Genomic DNA, 20,267 nt, shown 5'->3' with positions numbered 1-20,267 from the left:
GTAGGAAGTCACCAATCTTTAATGCGGGGAAACGCGCGGGAACCGCGGTTCGCATCAGATCGGGGGCGGATTGCGCGCCCATCAGCCTTGGTGGGCTTGACCTGCGCGAACTGACGAATGCGCTCCGCAAGAGCGGGTATTCCCGAGTCGCGAGCCACGTAGTGAGCGACCTGCCGGGTGGCCAGATCGATGGTCACCTGATCGTCGGGGGTCTTCGTGTTGGGTCCGTCAACGGCGGGATGGTATTCGATACGCAGTTGCCTCGCGTTGGCGACGAGCCGTAAATAGCCGAAGTTGCGGTCGTCGTAGCTTTCGAGGACCACGGCATCCGTGTCTTTCGACGCAGCCTGGATCAGCTGCGGCGCGCGAAGGGGCGGTTGTCCGTTGGTGGTGAGTCGCTGTACGGCGTGACCGCCGTTCCCGCAAACGATGTAAGGGATGTGGGTGCCATCGGAACGGGTTCGCGTAAAGCGCTGATAGTTGTGCGCGTGTCCCGCGAGGTCGGCATGCGGCCAGATACCGACTTCATTGCAAACCGTATCGATCTGCTGTTGCATTTCGACGCTCCAGCCATGACGGCCACGCGCCACATAGGGCGGATGGTGATGCGCGAAAAGCAGGGCGCCTCGATAGTTCTCTTTCTTCACTCGCAATAACGCCGCTTTCAGGAACTTCAACTGGCTGTTGCCGATGTGACGGTCCGCGATCACGCCTGGGTCCTCGAGCGTATTGCTGTACAACGCAATGATGCGCACGAACGGCGCCTCGAACGTGAAGAAAACGCCTGGCTGAATTTGCGCCGTCCGTGAAAGGTTGCCCGCATCGGGAGAGACCTGGAAGCAGTCGGAGCAGAAGTTCCTCAGAAACGCCTGCAGGCTCTTCTCATGCTGCAACGGCGAAACCATTCCGTCGTGGTTGCCGGCAGCGGCGAGAATCGGCGCATGATAGTTGCGGTACGGATCATAGAACTGATCGTAGTAATACTGCGCTTCGCCAAAGCTGTAGACGATGTCGCCCAGCAGGAAGTTGAATTGCGGCACCTCGGCGGGATCGGCTTCGTCGAAGTCGCTGACCATCTTGTCCGAAACTTCATTCTGGGTGGCCGGACCTTTCGTACCGCCGCAATCGCCGGTGGCGTGAAAGACGATCTGTCCGTTCGCGCTGATCGTATCGAGGAGCTTCTGGTTGTTGTCCACCACCTCCGCAAACGTCAGCCGGGGCTCGGTGCCGCCGCGCGGTGGCGGAAACGGCAGCGCCTTCAGCTTGTGCTCGCGGTTCAGTTCGTCGATGACCTTGTAGGCTGCGGCATCGGATGCGTGCCTGACCACGAAAGTTTGCGGGTCCGGCGTGGGTTGCGGTTGCGAGAAAACGGGCGCGGCGAGAATCCTGTCGCTGCGGTTGCCGCGTGCGGCTGACGATTCATCTGAACGCTTTTTCGGCATTTGCAATCCTCCTTGATCGTCGAACGGGAGCGGCCACGCTGTTGTCGGCAAACCGTCAGCATGTGACGGCGCTGGCGCCGGCCGGATGCACCGTTCAGACGAACCTGAAACGGGGAAGTTCAGATCCGCTTGCCGTTGCGCAACCCGTGCGGCCCGAATTGCGGCGCACCGCTGTTCCGTGCGAAAGCCGGGTTCACGGTGGCACGCGTCTGTTACGACGGCACGAACACGCCCACAGCAGCCAGCGCCATCGCGAGCGTTGCGAGCCATCCTCCCCAGGCCAGCATGCCCTTGACGGCGAACTGTCCCATGACCCGCCGGCTTCGCGCCATCAGCATCATGATGACCATGATCGGCACCGCGGTAACGCCATTGATCACCGCGCTCCAGTACAGCGCGCGGATCGGGTCGAAATGCATGAAGGTGATGGCCACACCGCCCAGGATGGCCAGTGCGATCACCGCATAGAATTCACGCGCGAGCGTCAGATGCAACGCGAGACTGCTGCGCCAGCGAAAGCTGCCCGCGGCGGCGTAGGCGGCCGAGCCGGCGAGGACCGGCAGCGCGAGCAGGCCGGTTCCGATGATGCCGAGCGCAAACAGGACGTAAGCGAAGCGCCCGGCAAACGGCTCGAGCGCGCGCGCGGCATCGGCCGAGGTTTTCACGTCGATGTGATGCAGATGCAGCGTAGCCGCCGCCGTCAACATGATGAAGAATGCAATGAAGTTGGACACCCCCATGCCAACCCACGTATCGAAACGGATCCTTCGCAACTGCGCGGGCGCCTGGTGCGGTACGCGGCGCAACGGCGCCTGTTCCGGTGCCGAGCGCATTTCTTCGACTTCCTGCGACGCCTGCCAGAAGAACAGGTACGGACTGATCGTCGTGCCCAGCACCGCGACGACCATGGTCAGATAGTCCGACGTCAGCGAGATGCGCGGCAACACAACGGCGCGCGCGACTTCAGCCCAGGGGATCGGAACGATGAATGCGACCGCGACGTACGCGAGAAGCGAGAGGGCGGTCCACTTCAGAACGCGCGCATAACTGTCGTAGGGGACAAAAATCTGCAGAACGACGCAGAGCGTCCCGAGGCCGACGACATAAAGGTGCTGCGGACCTGGCAGCAGTAATCCGGCCGCGGCGCCCATCGCCGACAGATCGGCGGCGATGTTGATCACGTTCGCCACGACGAGCAGGGCGACTGCGCCGTACAGCAGCCATGCTGGATAGTGCGCGCGTATGTTGGACGCGAGGCCCTTGCCGGTTACCCGGCCAATCTGTGCGCTAACCAGCTGTATTGCGGTCATCAATGGATACGTGATCAGGATCACCCACAGAAGATTGAATCCGAACTGCGCGCCGGCCTGCGAATAGGTGCCGATTCCTGACGGATCGTCGTCCGCGGCGCCCGTGATCAGGCCAGGGCCCAGGCGTCTGATCCAGGATCGCTCCACGGAATCGCGTACGGCAGATTCCGGCTCGATCAATTCTTCGTCGTTCATATATGTGTCACCTCGCGGCAACGTTTAGCAAGTCGCGGGCCCGGGCATTCGTGCTAGCGTCGCGCGGCTTCGGGAGGCGGGCATAGGAATCGGCTGCACATCATGGACGCGCTCGACGAGCGCACCGGCGAAGATGCACAAGGCGCCTCCGCTGACAGTGCGCGGAAATGCGGGTTTCTAAACGGGAGTAACGAACTTTGGGCCGTGCCGGCGGACACCGTCACGCATGGTGTGCAAGAGGCTTCGTCCGCAACTGGATCTCGTCGATCGCGTCAGGCAAGTCTTCGAGCACGATTGGCTCGGCGCGGCTCAGTCCAGTCGCGGCTTGAACGCATACTGCCCAATCTCGCCGCCGCGCGCGACCACCGCCGTGCTCTCGGGAATTTCCTCCCAAAAGCCCGCCAAGTCCGCGAGCGGCTCGGACAACACGAGGAACGCATTCTCGCCGGCCGTCTTGATGCGCTCGTCGTCGGGATACAACTCGCGCAGATGACGGAACGACGTGCTGTGAAACAGCGAGCGCGACTGTCCTTCGCTCGAATAGCGGACCGCGATGATCTGCTCGCCGTCGGTCGCGCACACGGTCATGTTCAGCGGTTCATCCACGCCATGCCGGCGGCCGGTGGCTTCGACGAATCCGACCATCCGTTCGAGCGCGGTGACGGGCGCGAGCTCCAGCCCGAAGGTCAGCGCGAGAAAAAACAGCACCTCGGAATCGGTCGAGCCTTCGATGGACGGGAACAGATCGGGGTCGATCTTCACCATCAGGTCGCGGCGCACCGCCGGATAGTTGCGCACCAGGCCGTTGTGCGCGAACAGCCAGCGGCCGTGGCGGAACGGATGACAGTTGGTTTCCTGCGACGGCGTGTCGGTCGCCGCGCGCACGTGCGCGACGAACAGCGGCGAGTGGATTGCCCGCGCGGCCTCGCGTAGATTGCGATCGCTCCACGCGGGCTGGATGCAGCGGTAGCGAAACGGAATGTCAGTGGGATGTCCATACCAGCCGATCCCGAAACCGTCGCCATTGGTGGTGGTGGCGCCGAGCCGGGAATGCATGCTCTGATCGATCAGCGAATGCCGGGCGTTGAACAGCACGGTTTCGAGCTGAAGCGGATTGCCGGTATAAGCGAGCCAGCGGCACATGATTGCTCTCCTGTCGGTTGCGCGTGACAACCCTACACCACCCGCGGGCGGCGATTGTAGGACCAAAGTCCGATTGAGGCAGACACCGTACCTGTCACTATGCCAGATGGCGTTTAGGTGCTTGCGTGCCGGGCATCGCTTTGAGCTTGCACCGGCCTGATCTGACAGAGGCAGGACGCGCATGAGCCTCTTTCTGGACAGGTTACGTTACTTCAAGGCCCCCCGTCCCCAGTTCTCGGATGGTCATGGTGCTGTCACAGATGAAGACCGGCAATGGCAGGATGCTTACCAGCCAGCGCTGGCAGCACGACAAGATAGTTCGCTCCATGGGCGTCGTCACCGGGATCGTCTGGGTTTCGCTGATCCTGACCTACCTGTCGGAAGTGCGGCGCACACCGGTCGTGGGTTCCGTCGCTTAGCCGTGTTCGTGTTTGCTCCGCGCGAGTGGTCGACTGCGCCGTTGCCGCTCGACGGACCTCCCCCCGCAAAAGACGAGGCGGCAAATGTGCAGCACTGAGATTCGCGCAGGCTGCAGGCTCTGCCAGCCAGCCTGCTTTCTTGCTGATGGAGGTGCCGATGAAACGCCGTGAACTGTTGGTTGCGCTGGCCGCAGGCGCGCTCGCCGAGGGTTCTACCGGCCTGGCGCAGGCAAGCCAGGCGAAATTCACCGGTCAGATCGATCTGCCCAAGCCCAACCTCAAAGGCACGATGTCCCTCGAAGAAGCCATCGAGAAGCGCAGGTCCGTGCGCAGATTCGCGCCAAAGCCGCTGCCGGTCGAGGCCATTGGCCAACTGCTGTGGGCCGGGCAGGGCATCACCAGCTCGGACGGCAAGCGCGCGGCTCCGGCGGCCGGCGCTTTGTACGCGCTCGAACTTTACGTGGTGACCGCCACGGAGGTGATGCACTATCTGCCTGATGGCCACCGGGCCGAGACGCGGGCGACCCACGACCTGCGCCCCGAGCTGAGAGCACTGGCGGTCAACCAGGCGTCCGTCGAGGCGGCCCCGGCCTTGCTCGTGGTGGCCGCCGACCCCAGTCGGCTGAGCGCGAGGTATGGCGGGAGAGCGAATCTGTATGCCGATCTCGAGGTCGGGCACGCGACCCAGAACATGCTGCTCCAGGTCGTCTCGCTTGGGCTCGTCGCGGTGACCGTGGGCGCCGTCGACGGGGCTCCGGCGGCGCGCAAGCTCGGCCTGCCTCACGCCCAGACCGTCGTCTATCTGGTCCCGGTAGGTTTTCCGGTCTAAGTCATTGCGTGAGAATGAAATGAACGCGCCCCACCCGCGAACGAAAGGTGCTCGATACTTTCAAACAGGACCTGGACCTCGCGTTCGATACGCTGACGGCAATAGAAGACACCTACAAGGCATCGCCCGCTCCCTGACACGCGGTCCTTCCCGGCGGGACGGCCGGCGCGGACATCGATGCACCGGCCAGCAGTGCGGCAAACGCGAACTTCGAAGGAGCGGGTATCGTGTGTGCCATGTCAACTCCGCGTGGTGCCTATGAAGCCGATTCTCGTGCGCTCGACCCTGGTGGAATATTCGAAGCGTCGTGCTGTCCGTTTCGCGATGACGGTGATCGCGACGATCATGGCCGGATGCGTTTCCTCCTCACAGCTGAGCGGTCATGTCACACCTTCGCAAGCTTCCGAGGCGAAGGCGCTCGACCTGGCGGTCGCCAATCCGCAACGCAGTCAGACCGCCCGGGCGCGCGACGTCTATCGTCACCCGGCGCAGACGTTGCGCTTCTTCGATCTGAGTCCGACGCAAACCGTGCTGGAGATCGCGCCGGGCGGCGGGTGGTACACGGACATTCTGGCGCCCTATCTGCACGACGCGGGTCACCTGTACGAAGCGCAATATCTGAGCACGTCCGCGGACCTGGCCTCGGAAGACCGGTCAATCGATGCAGAGTATTTGCGTAAGCTCGCGGGCGCCCCCGCAATCTACGGGAACGTCGTGGTCGGCACATTGCACGCGGGCCAGTTTTTCGGCTTCGATGCACACGAGCGGTTCGATCGCGTACTTACTTTTCGCAACATTCACAACTGGATCAAGGATGGGCAGCTCGATGCCAATCTGCGTGCGTTCCATGACGCGCTGAAGCACGGGGGCGAACTTGGTGTGGAAGAACATCGCGCCCGGCCCGGCTCGACGGAACAGCAGATGATCGAAACCGGATATGTGACTGAAGCTTTCGTGATTGACCGGGCACAGGCGGCCGGCTTCGTGCTCGCGCAACGCAGCGAAATCAACGCGAACGCGCGAGATACGAAAGATTATCCGCATGGCGTATGGTCGCTGCCGCCGGGCTACGCGGGCGGTGACGTCGACCGCTCGCGCTACGCCGCAATCGGTGAATCGGATCGCATGACGCTGAGATTCGTCAAGCCTTAGCGTGTTCTACGGGCGCCAGCCGCGAGCGGTAATCGGCCGACGCGTTGGGCTGCGCTCAGTTTGTTGCACGACCCGCAGTAGCGTATCGACACAGTCCAGCGCGTCCGACAGTCGCCCGAGCACGATCAGCGAGCGGGCCGCATCGAGACGACCGTGAAACATCGCGTCGCGCGGTCCGGCCCGTTCCACCATGTCGATGAGCTGCCTGATCTCGGCCTTGACCCGCGGGTAGTCGGCGGGCCAGTAGCGGGCAATCCAGTTGCGTAGTGCGCGGATCAGCACCATGCAATCGTCGTACTCGCACTGCACGCTATCCATTGTCACCCTCATTCGTATCCCGCCCGGTGCCGCAAGCGGGATGTCGACTCTTCCCAGCTCAGTCTCATTGCCTGTTCGCTTTTTGCAGATCGCACGACTCCGAAGCTCGATCGTCCATCTGCGGCCCCCATTGGGGGGAAACCACCTCCCCAATCTCGCCTGCATCTGTGAACGAAGCAAGCGGCGCGCCACGTGTCGCCGCCCGGTCGTGAGCTTGGTCCAGCCGATCGCGCGCGTTGTCGACCCGCGCCGCGAGGTTCCCGCCACGTTGACTCATTGCCAATGAAGTGACGCAGCGCGTCGACAGCGGCTGCCCGGCGGCTTCTATCGCATCCGCCACAACGGTCTGCCTGCCGCCGACGCGGGGGGCCAATGTCGCGAAGTTGCGAGAGCTGCTGGACGTTGTGTTGACGTCGAGTCTTTCGTTCGCTCACCAGATTTCGGGCAAGGCAGGACGGCCGGGTAGCTGCATCGTCGCGCTCGGAAACAAATCGTTCGATTCGAACGGGGTTCTCTCTTGCGATTCAGACTACCGCTTCGATGCGTACCGGCATCGCGCTCATTACCGGCATGGCGTTGATCGGATCAAGACCAACTGTAGTGCTGAGCAACTGGTTTGGATTGGCGCCGGCGTAGGTCTCGGGCTCCTCGTCGGGCATCGGTCCCCAGCCGTGCGGGATGGACACGACGCCTCGGCGCAGTGCGGCGTCCGCTTTGACGATGGCTCGAATGCGGCCATGCGGCGAAACAATGGCCACGCACTGGCCTTCGGTCAGTCCTTGAGCAGCCAGGTCATCGGGATGCACAAAGGCCGGATTGAACGGCATGCGTCGACGGACCGCGGGCAGGTGGTGGTACATGGTGTTCTGCACGTCGCGCACGCGCCGCACCGCCAGGCGATGCGTGAACCCCGGCGGCGCCCCCGCTTCGTTCAGTACGCCCGCCAGTTCGCACTCGACGTCGTCCGGCATCACGTCGAAGCGTGCGGCGTTCCCTGGCTCGCCGGGCTGAACGATCATCGGTTCGATCTCGTAGACTTTCCCTTGTGGGTACAGCTTCAGTTCGTCAAATGAGATCGAGCCGTGGCGAACCAGGATCGCAAGCAGCTCTTCGGTGGTCGGCGCTGCGCGCATATCGAGCGGAACGTCGTCGAATATGATGGTCTTGCCCAGGCGCCGCGCCAGATCCCAGAATACGAACCAGTCGTCCACGACTTCGGATCCCTCCGGCGGCGTCGCCACGGCGGCCGAGTATTGTGCGTAAGGCTGAAACATGATGTAGGACTCGTAGTCGCGCGAATGCAGGTCGGCGCGCTCGAACATCAGCTTCGGTGGAATCACATATTGCGCGAGCCGCGCAGTGTTAGTCATGAAAGGCTCGATGCATACCAGCAGTTGCAGTTGGCGCAGCGCATCGGCGATACGGCGCTGGTCGGGCACGGCATCGACTGGATTGCCGCCGTCGACCAACAGCGCGCGGATCTGGCCGGCGCCAGGCGTAGTGATTTCCTGGGCCAGCGTGCCGCTCATCTTCTGGCCGAACAGCATGCCATAGCCGCCGACACGGCTCTTCCAGCCGGATTCCCAGGAACGGCGTGGCGCAATCACTTCGGCCCGGCGCTGGTAGCGTGGGGCGACTACGCCGGGGTTCGGTACAGGGTCGCCGGGGCGAGCGAAGCGGCCACACACGACGTTGAGGCATTCGACCAGATGCTCGGCCAGATTGGAGTGCGGCGCCATGTTGGGCCCGGTTCCCGACGCGGCCGAGCCACGCTTGCGGCGCAGGCCGCCGGCCTCCCGCACGGGTTCCGCGAAGGCCGCAGCGGCGGCTTCGAGCCCTTCGACGCTTACGCCGGCGCGCTGGGCGACGTATTCGGGCGTGAACGGCTCGACCGCGCGCGCCAGTCGTCGCAGGTCCTTGACGTAGCGCGCGCAGAATTCGGCATCGTGCCAGCCGCGACACAGAATGATGCGCAGCAGGCCAGCCAGGACGGTCGGGTCCTCGCCCGGCAGCACCTGCAGGAAGACATCGGCATGGCGGGCGGTCTCGGTCTCTCGTGGATCGATCACCACCAGCTTAAGGCCGCGCTCCTTCGCTTCGTGGAGCTGCTTGACCGGATTCTGCAATGCAAAATTGAACGTGGATAGCGACACCAGCGGATTGGTGCCGACGAACAATAGCGCGTCGGCGAGCGCATACGGATCTTTGCCGGCAGCCCAGCCGCCCAGTCGCTCAAATGCCACCCATTTGGCCGACTGGTCGATGGTCATTGTGGAGAAAAACGAATTCGAACCCAGCGCCGCGAGGAAGGCGGGCAACATATGATTGGCGGCGAGGTTAGAGTAGTTCATGGTGCCGCGAAAGGCTGCGACCGCATCGGGGCCGTGGCGCTCGATCAGTGCCTGGAGTTGCGCCGCGATCTCGGCCAGCATCACGTCAAGCGGCATCTGCACGAAGCTGCCATCGGGCTGCCGTTTCAGCGGGTGCAGGACCCGCTCGGCGCTGTTATGCGCCTCATGCAGATACGCGCCCTTGATGCAGGCGTAGCCGCGCGTGAGCGGATTGTCGCGGTCGCCGCGCGCGGCAACGACGCGTCCGGCGTCGTCCAGGGTCAAGCGCAGTGAACAGTTGCCGGCGCAGATGCGGCAGGCGGTGACGGCTTCGCGTGGCACGGCGAGCTCCTCGTGTAGTGTGGCCCACACCTCGTAACCACCCACAACTTTCGGCGTAAAGGTTAAAGCCGTGCCGGATACCTGCGCGATGACAGAGCATCCGCATACGACTAGCGTTAGATCGCCGCCAGGTTGCGGCCGTTCATTCGCTATTATAAACGACGTTCATATTTTGGCAAATAGCCCGGTGACCTGTTGCGAGCGCCGCTGCCCGACCGACACTGTCATCGAGAGGCCTCGCTGTTCTAGCGCCCTGCTGCTGTCTCACACGACTTTGGCGCGCCGTGCTTTCGCCCGTTGTCGGCCAGAGGGCGATGCCCGCGTCTCTCATATGAATGACGGCTGAGTCCGTGAAACCGGCCCGTCGCGCCTCACGTCCGCAGTACCGCCGGAGGGCCGAGCGAACGGGCGTAGTTCGCAATGGGCGCTTTGAGCTGCTTCATGCAAAATAGCCGCATCCAGGATGTGGAGGATGACTCGTGGGTATCAACTTCGACTTGAACGACTTGCAGGCGTTTCGAGCAGTAGTGGAACTGGGAAGCTTCCGCAAGGCCGCCGAGGCGGTGAGCATTTCGCAGCCGGCCTTGAGCCGCCGGATCGACAAGCTCGAGGAAGCACTCGGCGTGCGTCTATTCGAGCGCACCACGCGCAGCGTCACGCTCACCACCGTCGGCCGGGTATTCGCGCCGAGCGCCGAGCAGCTGCTTGATGATCTCGACGTCGCGTTGCTCGGCATCCGCGATGTTTCTTCGAGCCGACTGGGACGTGTCACCATCGCCTGCGTGCCTTCGGTGGCCTACTACTTCCTGCCGAGCGCCGTCGCGAGCTATCACCGCCGCTTCCCGCGCATCAGGGTCAAGATGCTGGATATGAGCGCGAATGAGGTGCTTGGCGCCGTCATCAGCGGAGAGGCGGATTTCGGCGTGAGTTTTCTGGGCAGCCAGGAGTCCGAGGTCGAGTTCAAGGTTCTGCTGCAGGAGCGCTTCGTGGCCGCCTGCCGCCGTGATCACCCGCTTGCCCGCAAAAAACGCGTGACCTGGAACGAGCTTTACGAGCACGAGTACGTCTCGGTGGACAAAACTTCCGGCAACCGACTGCTGCTCGATCAGGCGCTGTCGGCCGTGGCGCCGCGTGCGCCGAGCGTCTGCGAGACGCGTCACGTAACGACCATGCTCGGTTTAATCGAAGCGGGGCTCGGTGTCGCCGCAGTGCCGTCGATGGCCATGCCCGGGCGCGATCACCCCATCCTCACGAGCGTGCCGCTCGTTGAACCAGTGGTGAAGCGGCGCGTGGGAATCGTGAGACGCCGCGGACGTCCACTTACACCGGCTGCGCAGGAGTTTCACAGAACGATTGTCGAGATGAAGCGCGGCGGCGTCGCATGCAGCGATGCCGTGGGCAATAACACGTCTCCAAAAGAGCGGCCAGGCAGGAAAACCGCATCATGAGGTTGGCAAGACCGCTTCGATCGCTCTATCTGCAGGTTTTGCTGGGCATGATGCTCGGCATGGCGCTCGGTCACTTCTTGCCGCAAGCGAGCCCGCTGCTCAAGCCCTTGAGCGACGGGTTCATCGGCCTCGTGAGGATGATGATTGCGCCGATCGTTTTCTGCACGATCGTCTCGGGGATCACGTCGCTTGCGAGCGGGAAGGCCATCGGGCGCACAATTTTTCAGGCGCTGGGATTCTTCTATTTTTTGACAGCCGTGGCGCTTGCGCTCGGACTCGTCACGGCCTTCGTGCTGCGACCCGGCGCGGGCATGCACATCGACGCTAACCATCTGGACGCGAGCATCCTCGCGCAATATGCGAAGCACGCGCAGCCGGGCGGCCTTGTCGCATTTGCGCTGAGCGTCATCCCCGAGACGATGTTTGGCGCCTTCGACAAGGGCGAGGTGCTGCCGGTGCTGCTGCTCTCGCTGCTCTTCGGCTTTGCGCTAAATTCCTGTCCGGAGGCGGGCAGGCCGGTGCTCGCGCTCATCGACGGCATTGCCCAGGCTCTGTTCCGCATCCTCGCGATGATCATGCGACTCGCTCCGCTCGGGGCATTCGGCGCGATGGCTTTCACGGTGGGCCGCTTCGGCATCCGCTCGGTCGGATCGCTCGGGATGTTGATGGTGTCCTTCTACGTGGCATGCATGCTGTTCATTGCGCTGGTGCTCGCTCCGCTCGCGCGGCTGCACGGCTTCGCACTTTGGCGGCTCTTGCGCTACATGCGCGAGGAGTTGCTCATCGTTCTCGCGACGTCGTCGACGGAGCCGGTACTGCCGCGCCTGATCGCGAAGCTTGAGGCGCTCGGCTGCGACAAGGGCGTTGTGGGGCTTGTGCTGCCCGCAGGCTACTCGTTCAATCTCGACGGCACCGCGATCTATCTGACGCTCGCCTCGATGTTCATCGCGCAGGCGTGCGACGTGCCGCTTTCCGCGCCGCAGATCGCGATGATGCTCGCCGTTATGTTGCTCACGTCCAAGGGGGCGGCGGGTGTGTCGGGCAGCGGATTAGTGGCGCTCGTCGCGACGCTGACGGTGATTCCCGATCTGCCCGTCGCCGGGGTGGCGCTACTGGTGGGCATCGACCGCTTCATGTCCGAGGCGCGCGCCCTGACGAGCGTGATCAGCAACGCCTGCGCGGTGATCTTCGTTTCCATGTGGGAGGGTGCTTGCGATCGTACGCGTCTTGCGCGAATGCTCGGGGCGGCAGCGCCAGGCGGCGCGGACGGTGCGGGGGATCCCGCGAGAGATACCTCGGGGATGTGACAGGAAGGCCGCCTGAGGCAAGCCTTCATTCAGGTTTGCGTCAATGAGCGGAGACGGTATCCAGCCCGGTCGATTTGACGTCTGCCTGTACGCCAGGTGAAGCGAGGTAGTCGAGCAGGGCTTTCGCTTCCTTCGGATGCTGTGCGCTGACGGGAATGCCGCCGGCGAAACGCGTGACCGACTGCAGGGACTCAGGAATCTTTCCGACGAAGGTCACCCCCTTGACGGGCAGCAACTCGCTCACCTGCTGGAAGCCGATTTCGTAGTCGCCGTTCGCCACCACCGAGGCTACTGGAATCCGCGGGATCATCTTCGCCTTCGGCTTGACCTGATCCTCGATGCCGAGCTTCCTGAACAACTCCCGCTCAATGTAGACACCGCTTGCGCTGTCCGAGTACGCGATCGACTTCGCATGCAGCAGGGTCTGCCGGAGGCCTTCTGCCGAACTGATATCGGGTTTCACCGCTCCTTCGCGCACGACCATGCCGATGCGCGAATCGGCCAGCTCGACCCGCGATCCGGGGATGACCTTGCCTTTCCGGATCAGTTCGTCAAGCGCATATCCGACCATGATAACGGCGTCGGCGGGCTCCCCACGCTCAAGCCTGTTGGGGATCGCTTCGGGCGAATTGCCCATCGACGGACCAAGCGCGGTGTCGAGCGTGTTGCCCGTTTCAGATGCGAACTTCGGGCCGAGCACCTTGTACGCTGCGGTAAAGCCACCCGAGCTCATGACGTGCAGGTCGGCGGCTTGCACGTTCGCCGCAACAGCCGAGGTTGCGACCAGTGCTGCGCCGCATAGTTTCAGAAACAGATTTCTCATGATCGGAGTCGTGTCAGATTGTGTGTTTAGCCGCATGCGGAGCGAGACGCGAATCAGTGCGCCGGAGTCAGTGTCGCTGCGCGGCGGCGATAGAGTGCAAACGTGGCCATCAGGGCGCACGCTGCCGCGAAGCTCATCCAGTAGCCGGGTGCGGCCTTGTCGCCAGTCATGTGAATCAGCGCCGTGGAGATCGCCGGTGTGAAACCGCCGAATACGGCGGTCGCGAGGCTATAGGCGAGCGAGAAGCCCGCGACGCGTACCTGCGCCGGCATCACTTCCGTCAGTGCGACGATCATCGCGCCGTTATAGATGCCGTACATGAACGAGAGCCAAAGGAGGGCGAGCAGCATGTTGAGGAAGCTGGGCGCGTGAGCGAGCAGCGACAAGGCCGGGTGCGCGGTCACGATGGCGAGCACCGTCATGGCGATGAGGAGCGGCCGGCGGCCGATCCTGTCGGAGAGGGCTCCGCCGATCGGCAGCCACACGAAGTTCGACACGGCCACACACAGCGTCACAAGCAAACTATCGGCGGTGCTGAGGTGCAGGACCGTCTTGCCGAAAGTCGGCGCGTAGACCGTGATGAGATAGAAGCTCGCGGTGGTCATCGCCACCAGCATCATGCCTGCAATCACGACGGTCCAGTTCTGGACCAGCGTCGTGAATACCTCCTTCATGCTCGGGCGATGCTGGCGAGCCTTGAACTCCTCGGTTTCCTGCAGATTACGACGCAGCACGAAGAGGAACGGCACGATCATGCAGCCGACGAAGAACGGCACGCGCCATCCCCACGCCGCGATGGTAGCGGCGTTCAGCGATTGGTTGAGCGCGAAGCCGAGGCCCGCGGCCACGACGATCGCCACCTGCTGGCTCGCGGACTGCCAGCTCGTGAAGAAGCCCTTGCGGCCGGGCGTGGCCATCTCGGCGAGATACACCGACACGCCGCCCAGCTCCGCACCCGCGGAGAAGCCCTGCAACAACCGCCCGAGCAGCACAAGCGCGGGCGCCACAAGGCCAATGGTCGCGTAGCCCGGCACGAACGCAATGAGGATGGTGCCGCTCGCCATGATGGAGAGCGTGACGATGAGCCCCTTGCGGCGGCCGACGTCGTCGATGTACGCGCCGAGAACGATCGCGCCGAGCGGGCGCATCAGAAAACCGGCACCGAAGACCGCGAACGTCATCATCAACGAGGCAAATTCGCTCCCGGCCGGAAAGAAGACGTTGGCGATCTGCGTCGCATAGAAGCCAAACAGAAAGAAGTCGAACTGCTCCAGAAAATTTCCGGCCGTCACGCGGAAAACCGCCGCGGCCTTTGAATGTCCCAGCGAAAGGGTAGAGGGCGAGGGGTGCATCAATGTGTCTCCTGAAATCCCGAGATATGCGGTGGTCCCGCTCTTTGTCTGTTCGGGAATTTTGGCCCGTGGCCAATCAAACGATAAGTGCAATCTTCCGAACGATTGATGTCGAATGGTTATCAATCGGCGCCCTTTTTCGCCGCCGCCGCGCGTTAGCTGTGCGCCAGCGCGTGGCGGCGACCATCAGAGGCCAGCGGTCAGGCCACGAAACGACACTGGGAAGCGGCCGTACGCGTGTCCATATTGCGTCCGCGGTTCAAATGATCGTCAATTTCCGCAGCGCAGCCCAGCATGCGCGGATAGAGGAAGATCGTGAACGCGGCCGTTTCAAGGTCCGCCTCGCTGAACTCCCCGCGCTTGAGCGGCTGCCACAGCATCTTCAACAGCAACGCGGCAATCACGGCATCGACATTGACGCAATAGACATTGCGCGAGACACCTGCGTCGAACAAAGCCTGCACCAGCACACGGTAAAACGCATGAAACGCGTTGTACTCGCCGCGGGCTTCATAAAGGTTGGCGATGAAGATTTCCCGCGGGTCGTGGTTCACCGGCTTGTCTTTGAAGACCGGATGATTAATACCCGGAAGTTTCGCAATATCAAGGCTCCCCAACTGCTTCTGGCGCGTCTTGTACTGCGCGTATCGCTCGACGGAGCGCCGGGCGAGCGCTTCGAGGTCCACGGTATGACGAGCATCGGTCGGATCTTCAAGGCCGCTGCTGCGGAACGCCTCGTTGAGGAACGCAATGCCTTCGTAGCCGTTGCCGCCATGCGTATATCCAGTGTGCGTGAGGAACCCCGCCAGAGCCTTGTTTAGCTGCACCCGTTCGGGACTTTCCGGGCCATCGGCAGATACTGCGCCCTTTGCGCCTTGCGCCGAAATGGCGCCGGGTCCGTTCGTGAGCAGCAAACCGACAAGGGTCTTGAACGCGAAAAGGTCGTCGACAGTCGGTTTCAGGTTCAGCAGCGCTGCGAAGGCGATTTCCGTCAGAGTGCGTTCGCCGAGTAATTCTTCGGTGGCGAAGCCGCAAAATCCGTCCGGGCCGTGCCGCGAGGCGTCCGCTGAGGCGCCGATCATGGTGCCGAAGAGCTTTGTCCACCACGGCAAGCTTTCTGCGGTCAGGCGGGAGATCCGCTTGCGCATGAGCGGGCCCCAGGCGAGTGTCGTCGTGATCGCCGCGAGTACTGCTTCCGGGCGCGGATGGCCCGGGCCACACGACAGCCATCGGATGATTGCGGAACTTACGCCGCGCGAGGCGAGCCCGCCCAGCATGGCTTGCGCCTCTGGATCGGGTTCATCGCAGAACAGCGCTGCAGTGTCCGCGGTGTGGACGGCCTCGACATCAAAGGTCTCGTCGAACGCGTCCGTGAGCTTGGCTGTCGCGAAGGCGTCGATCATCAGTGCTGCCGCCTCGCGCGCAGCACGCTGGCGATTCGGCCCGACGATCGCCGCCGCGGCCGCGAGCACGGCATTGGGCGCATTGCCCGCCTCGCGCGAAGCCTGCGCGGCCGCCAGTTCTGGTGTCCCGTGCAGATTCACTGCAGCGCCAACAGCCACGTCGATGAGCTTTGTGTCGTTTGCCCCGCCGAACTCCCGCAACAGCGCGAGGCAGATGTTCTCCTCAAGCGAGCGCGTTGCTGCTTCGAGCATGGATACCCCGTGCAGGCTGCTCACCTGCGTTTTTGCGTCCATCTGCGAGGCGCCCGAAGCGTCCTTCAAGGGTTGGCGCGGCGGGATTGCGCCGATCTGGCTGTTCGCCCGCGTAATCTGTTCGTTGTACGGCGCGACTGCTTCCACGACCGGCAGGGCGAGGTCGTCTGGCAGTTCGATTCCCTGATCCGAGCCAAACCACGGTTTGAGCGAGAGGCTGCCTTCCGGCTCAAAGTCGGGCATCGTCGCGTTCGCGCGCATCACTGCGGTGAGCGCGGCGGGAATGTGCGCGATGTTTGTCACAACGGCGCCCTTCACCGAGCAGCATGGATCGTCCGGCGTAAAAAGACGCTCGACGCCGAACTTCTCCATGAACCAACGCTCCTTGGCAAGAGCATCGTCGGCGCCGCCCGCCATTGCGCCCGCATGCCCCACCGCGCGCGTCAGACGACTCTTCCAGCGGCCTACCACGCAGGCAATGACGGGTTTCGTAAATGTGGCGTCGGCCTCGTAGTAGCCGCCCGGCTCGCAGTACAGTACGGCAGCCTTGCTGCGCGCGTCGTTGGCGAGGGCAAAGGCGAACTCCGGCGCTGCATAGTGGATGTAGACGTCCTTGCCGCTGGATACGACGGTCGTTGTACCCCAGCCGCTCATGCGCAGATATTGCGCAATGGTGGTGCTAAACCCGCCCGAGTTGGAAAAGATCGCGATCGAGCCCCGCCGCAAAGTTGCGCCGGGATCATCGCCGCCGAGCGCACCCCCGATGCGCACCCGCTGCCAGGAGTCCGCGACGCCCAGCCCGTTCGCGCCAAAAATGTCGATGCCTGCTTGCTGGCCCATCGCGCGAATTTCCCGGGCGTCGTGCACGGAGATCTTCTCCGTAATGATAAAAATCTTGCGCAGATCGGGATTGACGCGGATCAGTTCGGCCACCCCATCGCGCGCGGCCGACGGCGGCAGATAGACGACACCGCAATTGAAACGATGCCCGGCTTCGAGGCCTTCGCGCACGTTGTTATAGACGGGGATGTCGCCGGCAGGCGTCACGAGCACCTGCCCGCGCTTGCCAGGCGCAGTGCCGAATACGATATTCCCACCGGAAAACGCGTGGCTCACCGGCGTCACGTCCGACGACTCGCCTCCCAGAATGTTGAGCACACAAACGCGGTCCTCGCGCGTGACTATTTGTGCAAGCGACTGGATGCCGACGAAATACCTGAAATGATTATTGCCTTGCTTGACCATATCGATCTCCTTACGCCTTTGCCGTATCCGCCTGCGGTTGCGTCTGACGCGCGCCGATGCGCGCTGCGACCTGCGCGCGTCCTCCCGATTGCATCCACGCATCGGCCTTCCGTGCGTACTGGATCACTTCGCTGATGTCGGAGTCAAAGCCGAACAGGCGATAGGGAAGGCCGAGCGAATCACAGGTGTCGCGCAGTGCCGACATGCCACGAACAAGGTTTGGACCGCCGCGCCCAAGGACGACATAAAGCGGGGTGGGACCGTGCTCGCTGAAGTGCTCGCGTAGCGCATCGGCCATCGCGCGCAGTGTTTCGTAGATATCGGTGTTGTTGGACTTGCCGCCGATGATGAACAGTACGTTGGACTGCTTCAGCCAATGTCGGAAGCAGATGCGCGCCACTTCCTTCATTTTTTCGTAGGGAGGATTGCCGCCGAAATCCGAAGAGATGATGGCTGCGTCGCCCAACATCTCCGTGACGAGCGAGTTGGCCCCGCCGCCGAACGTGGGCGCGAGGATCGTTCCCTTGTCATTGATCACATAGACATCGCTTTGACCCTGGTGCGTGCGAAGCTGGTTGATCTCCTGCTCGAAGTCTGAGTAGTCGGCAGCGAACAGGTGAGCAGGCAGGCCGAGGCGCGAGAAGCGCGGGTCGTCACGGTCGAACCCGCACTTGAAGTCGCAGGCCACGGGTGTGAGCCGACCATTCTTGTCCTCGCGCATGCGGATCGGATTCAGCTCGAGCGTCGTCATGCCGAAGTCGTGAAAGAGCTCCCAGAGCTTCGGCAATTGCTGCACGAGTGGGGAAATGATCTCGCGCGGCGCGCCGATCTCGCTCAGCGCATTCGCGACGACGAACGCCTTCAGGCCGGTCAATGCATCAAAGGGCACCATTGCGACGTGCTTTGGATCGACCTCTTCGATGTCCATGCCACCCGCGTGCGACAGCGTCATGGTGGGAGCGCGAAAGCGGGTGGAATCGGTGATCGAGAAGTAGACTTCATGTTTGGCCGGTACGCCTGCTTCGAACGTGACGCCGTTCGCCTTGGCCCTCACATGACCCACGACGTGCTCGGCGAAGTACAGCCGCTCTTTCTCGGCGAGCGCCGTCTTGAGATCTGTCGCGCGCCCGAGCAACCCGGCCTTGCCCTTCTTGCCCACGCCGCCCTTGAATACCGGCTTGATAAAGACCTGCCCGTGGCGGTCGATCAGCGACTTTATCTCCTCTTCGCTGGCGCTCGGCCCCAGCACTTCGCTAGCCGGGAATCCGACGAATTGCAATAGGCGCGCGCCGTGCAACATTCCGGTGATCTGCATATGAGTGTCTCCTGAAATTCAAGGCAATGACGAATGAAGCAGGTACTGAGTTCGCTTAGCTCGCTGCGCAAGGCGCGAAATGCTCATCTGCCGTGGACTCGCTCGAAAGCGGCGGCAGGATTCACAACGCGAGGTGGGTCATGCGAGATCGGCATCGGCTACCGTTGGCGGCACCCGTGACCGGGTTGCACTGGAATGCGGCGAAACGCTGTTCTGCGTTTCGCGCCTGTCTCCGATGCGTTCTCTGTCGACGCGTTTATGAACTTCTTGAGCATCGATATTTGCTCAAGACGCCCCGAACGAGAAGTGCAATTTTTTGAAGCATTGATGTTCAACGGTTATCAATATCGTCGAACGCCGTTACGTTGTGGCGGATTGCGCAGGGAACTGGCCGAGCTGAAGGAACAGGCCGATTATTTGATTTATGGATTTCCACGGCACCGATCTGAACCTCCTGGCCGCGGCCCTTTGGGTCGTATTTGTTCATCGTCGCGCGCCGGCCGCCACCGTCCGTAGCTCACCCCGTGCCGACGAGGGAAAAACTCAGGAGGACGTCGACCCGCATCACGCGAATCTCGGCGTTCCTTCTTTGGGGCGACTTTGTACGCGAGCGCCAGGAAGGCGAAATTTCGGCGAAAGCTCTAACCGGTCGACTTCGCAACTCAACCCAGTCGCACGCGGCCAGCTTTACCGTCGGCATCGTTGGGCGCAACTTTCTTGATGTCACTTCCGACCCAACGCTCTTCAGAAGATTTCAGATGCGATCGCATCGCCGCTTCTGCAGCAATAGGGTCTCCTGCTTGCAGTGCATGCAGAACATTTTCGTGCTCCTCAACCGCAGCCATCCATGTGGCCGTATTTTCGACGAGTTCGCTAATCCTCGCCCCGATCGGATCGCGCCTCGCGTCAAACAGATCGGCCACATACCGGCTCAACACCGTATTGCCGGCCGTTTCCGCGATGATCAGGTGGAATTGCCGGTCCGGTTCCACAGGAGATTTGCCGGCAGAGGCGAGGCGATGCATCGCATCCACGCTGCGCCGCAACCGGTCCAGAGAGCCGGTCGTAAGCCGCGTGCTGGCGAGCACGACGAGGCTGCCTTCGATGACGGCCCGGGCCTGCATGATTTCCGTCGGACTTTCGCCTAATACAGCCAGTGACCCTTCACGTTCGTTTGCGGTTTCGAGCACATAGACGCCCGAACCCATGCGGGTCTCGACGCTGCCGCCGATTTCCAGTGCGATCAACGCCTCGCGCAGAGACGGGCGCGAAACACCCAGTTGCTGCGACAGCTCGCGCTCCGGCGGCAGTCTCGATCCCGGCGGGAAATCCCCTCCGTGGATGAGGCCGCGAATCTGGTCGGCGACTAATTGGTAAAGCCGCTTTGGCTCGGTCTGTTTCATTTTGCTGCCGGAAGGATAAATGGCCCGGGTCGTCCGTCGACCAGCGATCAAAGTCTACCACGCAAGCCTGACAAGGTTTTCAGCGCATTTTGCAGGAACAGTTCGGGTTTGCCCTTGGTAAGGCCGGAAGAAGTATCTTGCAAATTGGCTTGACCAAAATCGGCGTTTATTCTTTAATCTGCATCAGATTGGCCTGACCGACGGCAGCGACTCTACACAAAAGAAGGAGACAGGTGTGA

15 protein-coding genes and 1 pseudogene are annotated in these 20,267 nt (G+C 62.5%); 6 read left to right on the top strand and 10 right to left on the bottom strand.

Annotated elements, in window-relative coordinates:
* Nucleotides 1-8: 8 nt before the first annotated feature.
* The 3 genes from HWY30_RS24550 to HWY30_RS24540 form a co-directional block, all read right to left on the bottom strand.
* On the bottom strand, nt 9-1,442 hold the full coding sequence (locus HWY30_RS24550) for a metallophosphoesterase family protein (RefSeq protein WP_244144983.1): 1,434 nt from the start codon (nt 1,440-1,442) through the stop codon (nt 9-11).
* Nucleotides 1,443-1,654: 212 nt separating this feature from the next.
* The gene (locus tag HWY30_RS24545; RefSeq protein WP_090806647.1) at nt 1,655-2,947 is read right to left on the bottom strand and encodes an NRAMP family divalent metal transporter; all 1,293 of its coding nucleotides are present in this window, start codon (nt 2,945-2,947) and stop codon (nt 1,655-1,657) included.
* Between the two features lie 309 nt (nt 2,948-3,256).
* Complete coding sequence (locus HWY30_RS24540; RefSeq protein WP_090806646.1) at nt 3,257-4,090, bottom strand: class II glutamine amidotransferase; 834 nt, start codon at nt 4,088-4,090, stop codon at nt 3,257-3,259.
* Nucleotides 4,091-4,271: 181 nt separating this feature from the next.
* Here HWY30_RS24540 and HWY30_RS43025 point away from each other — a divergent pair.
* The 3 genes and pseudogenes from HWY30_RS43025 to HWY30_RS24520 form a co-directional block, all read left to right on the top strand.
* Nucleotides 4,272-4,416 (top strand): annotated as a pseudogene (locus tag HWY30_RS43025) (nitrate reductase); the annotation flags it as partial.
* Between the two features lie 250 nt (nt 4,417-4,666).
* Nucleotides 4,667-5,338 (top strand): SagB/ThcOx family dehydrogenase, encoded by a 672-nt coding sequence (locus HWY30_RS24525; RefSeq protein ID WP_090810154.1) that lies wholly within the window; start codon nt 4,667-4,669, stop codon nt 5,336-5,338.
* A gap of 258 nt (nt 5,339-5,596) precedes the next feature.
* Nucleotides 5,597-6,490: a class I SAM-dependent methyltransferase gene (locus HWY30_RS24520; protein ID WP_425199398.1), complete on the top strand. Its 894-nt coding sequence runs from the start codon at nt 5,597-5,599 to the stop codon at nt 6,488-6,490.
* 6 nt (nt 6,491-6,496) lie between these two features.
* On the opposite strand, the gene HWY30_RS24515 is transcribed toward HWY30_RS24520, so the two are convergent.
* Together HWY30_RS24515 and HWY30_RS24510 are read right to left on the bottom strand one after the other, a co-directional pair.
* On the bottom strand, nt 6,497-6,808 hold the full coding sequence (locus HWY30_RS24515; protein WP_090806639.1) for a hypothetical protein: 312 nt from the start codon (nt 6,806-6,808) through the stop codon (nt 6,497-6,499).
* Between the two features lie 524 nt (nt 6,809-7,332).
* A complete protein-coding gene (locus HWY30_RS24510) occupies nt 7,333-9,480 on the bottom strand; it encodes a molybdopterin-containing oxidoreductase family protein (RefSeq protein ID WP_090810152.1) in 2,148 nt (715 codons plus the stop codon).
* A gap of 479 nt (nt 9,481-9,959) precedes the next feature.
* Between HWY30_RS24510 and HWY30_RS24505 the strand changes: the two genes are divergently transcribed.
* Together HWY30_RS24505 and dctA are read left to right on the top strand one after the other, a co-directional pair.
* Nucleotides 9,960-10,928 (top strand): LysR family transcriptional regulator, encoded by a 969-nt coding sequence (locus HWY30_RS24505; protein WP_090806635.1) that lies wholly within the window; start codon nt 9,960-9,962, stop codon nt 10,926-10,928.
* Nucleotides 10,925-12,235, top strand: a complete 1,311-nt coding sequence (gene dctA, locus HWY30_RS24500; protein WP_090806633.1) for a C4-dicarboxylate transporter DctA — start codon at nt 10,925-10,927, stop codon at nt 12,233-12,235. The genes HWY30_RS24505 and dctA overlap by 4 nt, the downstream gene beginning before the upstream one ends.
* Before the next feature lie 40 nt (nt 12,236-12,275).
* On the opposite strand, the gene HWY30_RS24495 is transcribed toward dctA, so the two are convergent.
* The 4 genes from HWY30_RS24495 to HWY30_RS24480 form a co-directional block, all read right to left on the bottom strand.
* Nucleotides 12,276-13,058, bottom strand: coding sequence for a substrate-binding domain-containing protein (locus tag HWY30_RS24495; protein WP_090810150.1), 783 nt, complete (start codon nt 13,056-13,058; stop codon nt 12,276-12,278).
* A 53-nt stretch (nt 13,059-13,111) separates the two neighbouring features.
* Complete coding sequence (tcuC, locus tag HWY30_RS24490) at nt 13,112-14,410, bottom strand: MFS transporter (protein WP_090806631.1); 1,299 nt, start codon at nt 14,408-14,410, stop codon at nt 13,112-13,114.
* A 200-nt stretch (nt 14,411-14,610) separates the two neighbouring features.
* Nucleotides 14,611-17,310, bottom strand: coding sequence for a CoA-binding protein (locus HWY30_RS24485; protein WP_090806629.1), 2,700 nt, complete (start codon nt 17,308-17,310; stop codon nt 14,611-14,613).
* 10 nt (nt 17,311-17,320) lie between these two features.
* The gene (locus tag HWY30_RS24480) at nt 17,321-18,625 is read right to left on the bottom strand and encodes an ATP-grasp domain-containing protein (RefSeq protein WP_090806627.1); all 1,305 of its coding nucleotides are present in this window, start codon (nt 18,623-18,625) and stop codon (nt 17,321-17,323) included.
* A gap of 258 nt (nt 18,626-18,883) precedes the next feature.
* Here HWY30_RS24480 and HWY30_RS24475 point away from each other — a divergent pair, with 258 nt between their 5' ends.
* The gene (locus tag HWY30_RS24475) at nt 18,884-19,141 is read left to right on the top strand and encodes a hypothetical protein (protein WP_143037200.1); all 258 of its coding nucleotides are present in this window, start codon (nt 18,884-18,886) and stop codon (nt 19,139-19,141) included.
* Between the two features lie 146 nt (nt 19,142-19,287).
* On the opposite strand, the gene HWY30_RS24470 is transcribed toward HWY30_RS24475, so the two are convergent.
* Nucleotides 19,288-20,028, bottom strand: a complete 741-nt coding sequence (locus HWY30_RS24470; RefSeq protein ID WP_090806625.1) for a FadR/GntR family transcriptional regulator — start codon at nt 20,026-20,028, stop codon at nt 19,288-19,290.
* Between the last annotated feature and the right edge of the window lie 239 nt (nt 20,029-20,267).

It is taken from the genome of Paraburkholderia tuberum STM678, from assembly GCF_902833905.1.
Classification (GTDB): Bacteria; Pseudomonadota; Gammaproteobacteria; order Burkholderiales; family Burkholderiaceae; genus Paraburkholderia; species Paraburkholderia tuberum.
Note: the sequence above shows the minus strand (reverse complement) of the source record. Positions and strands in the feature narration are given on the sequence as shown.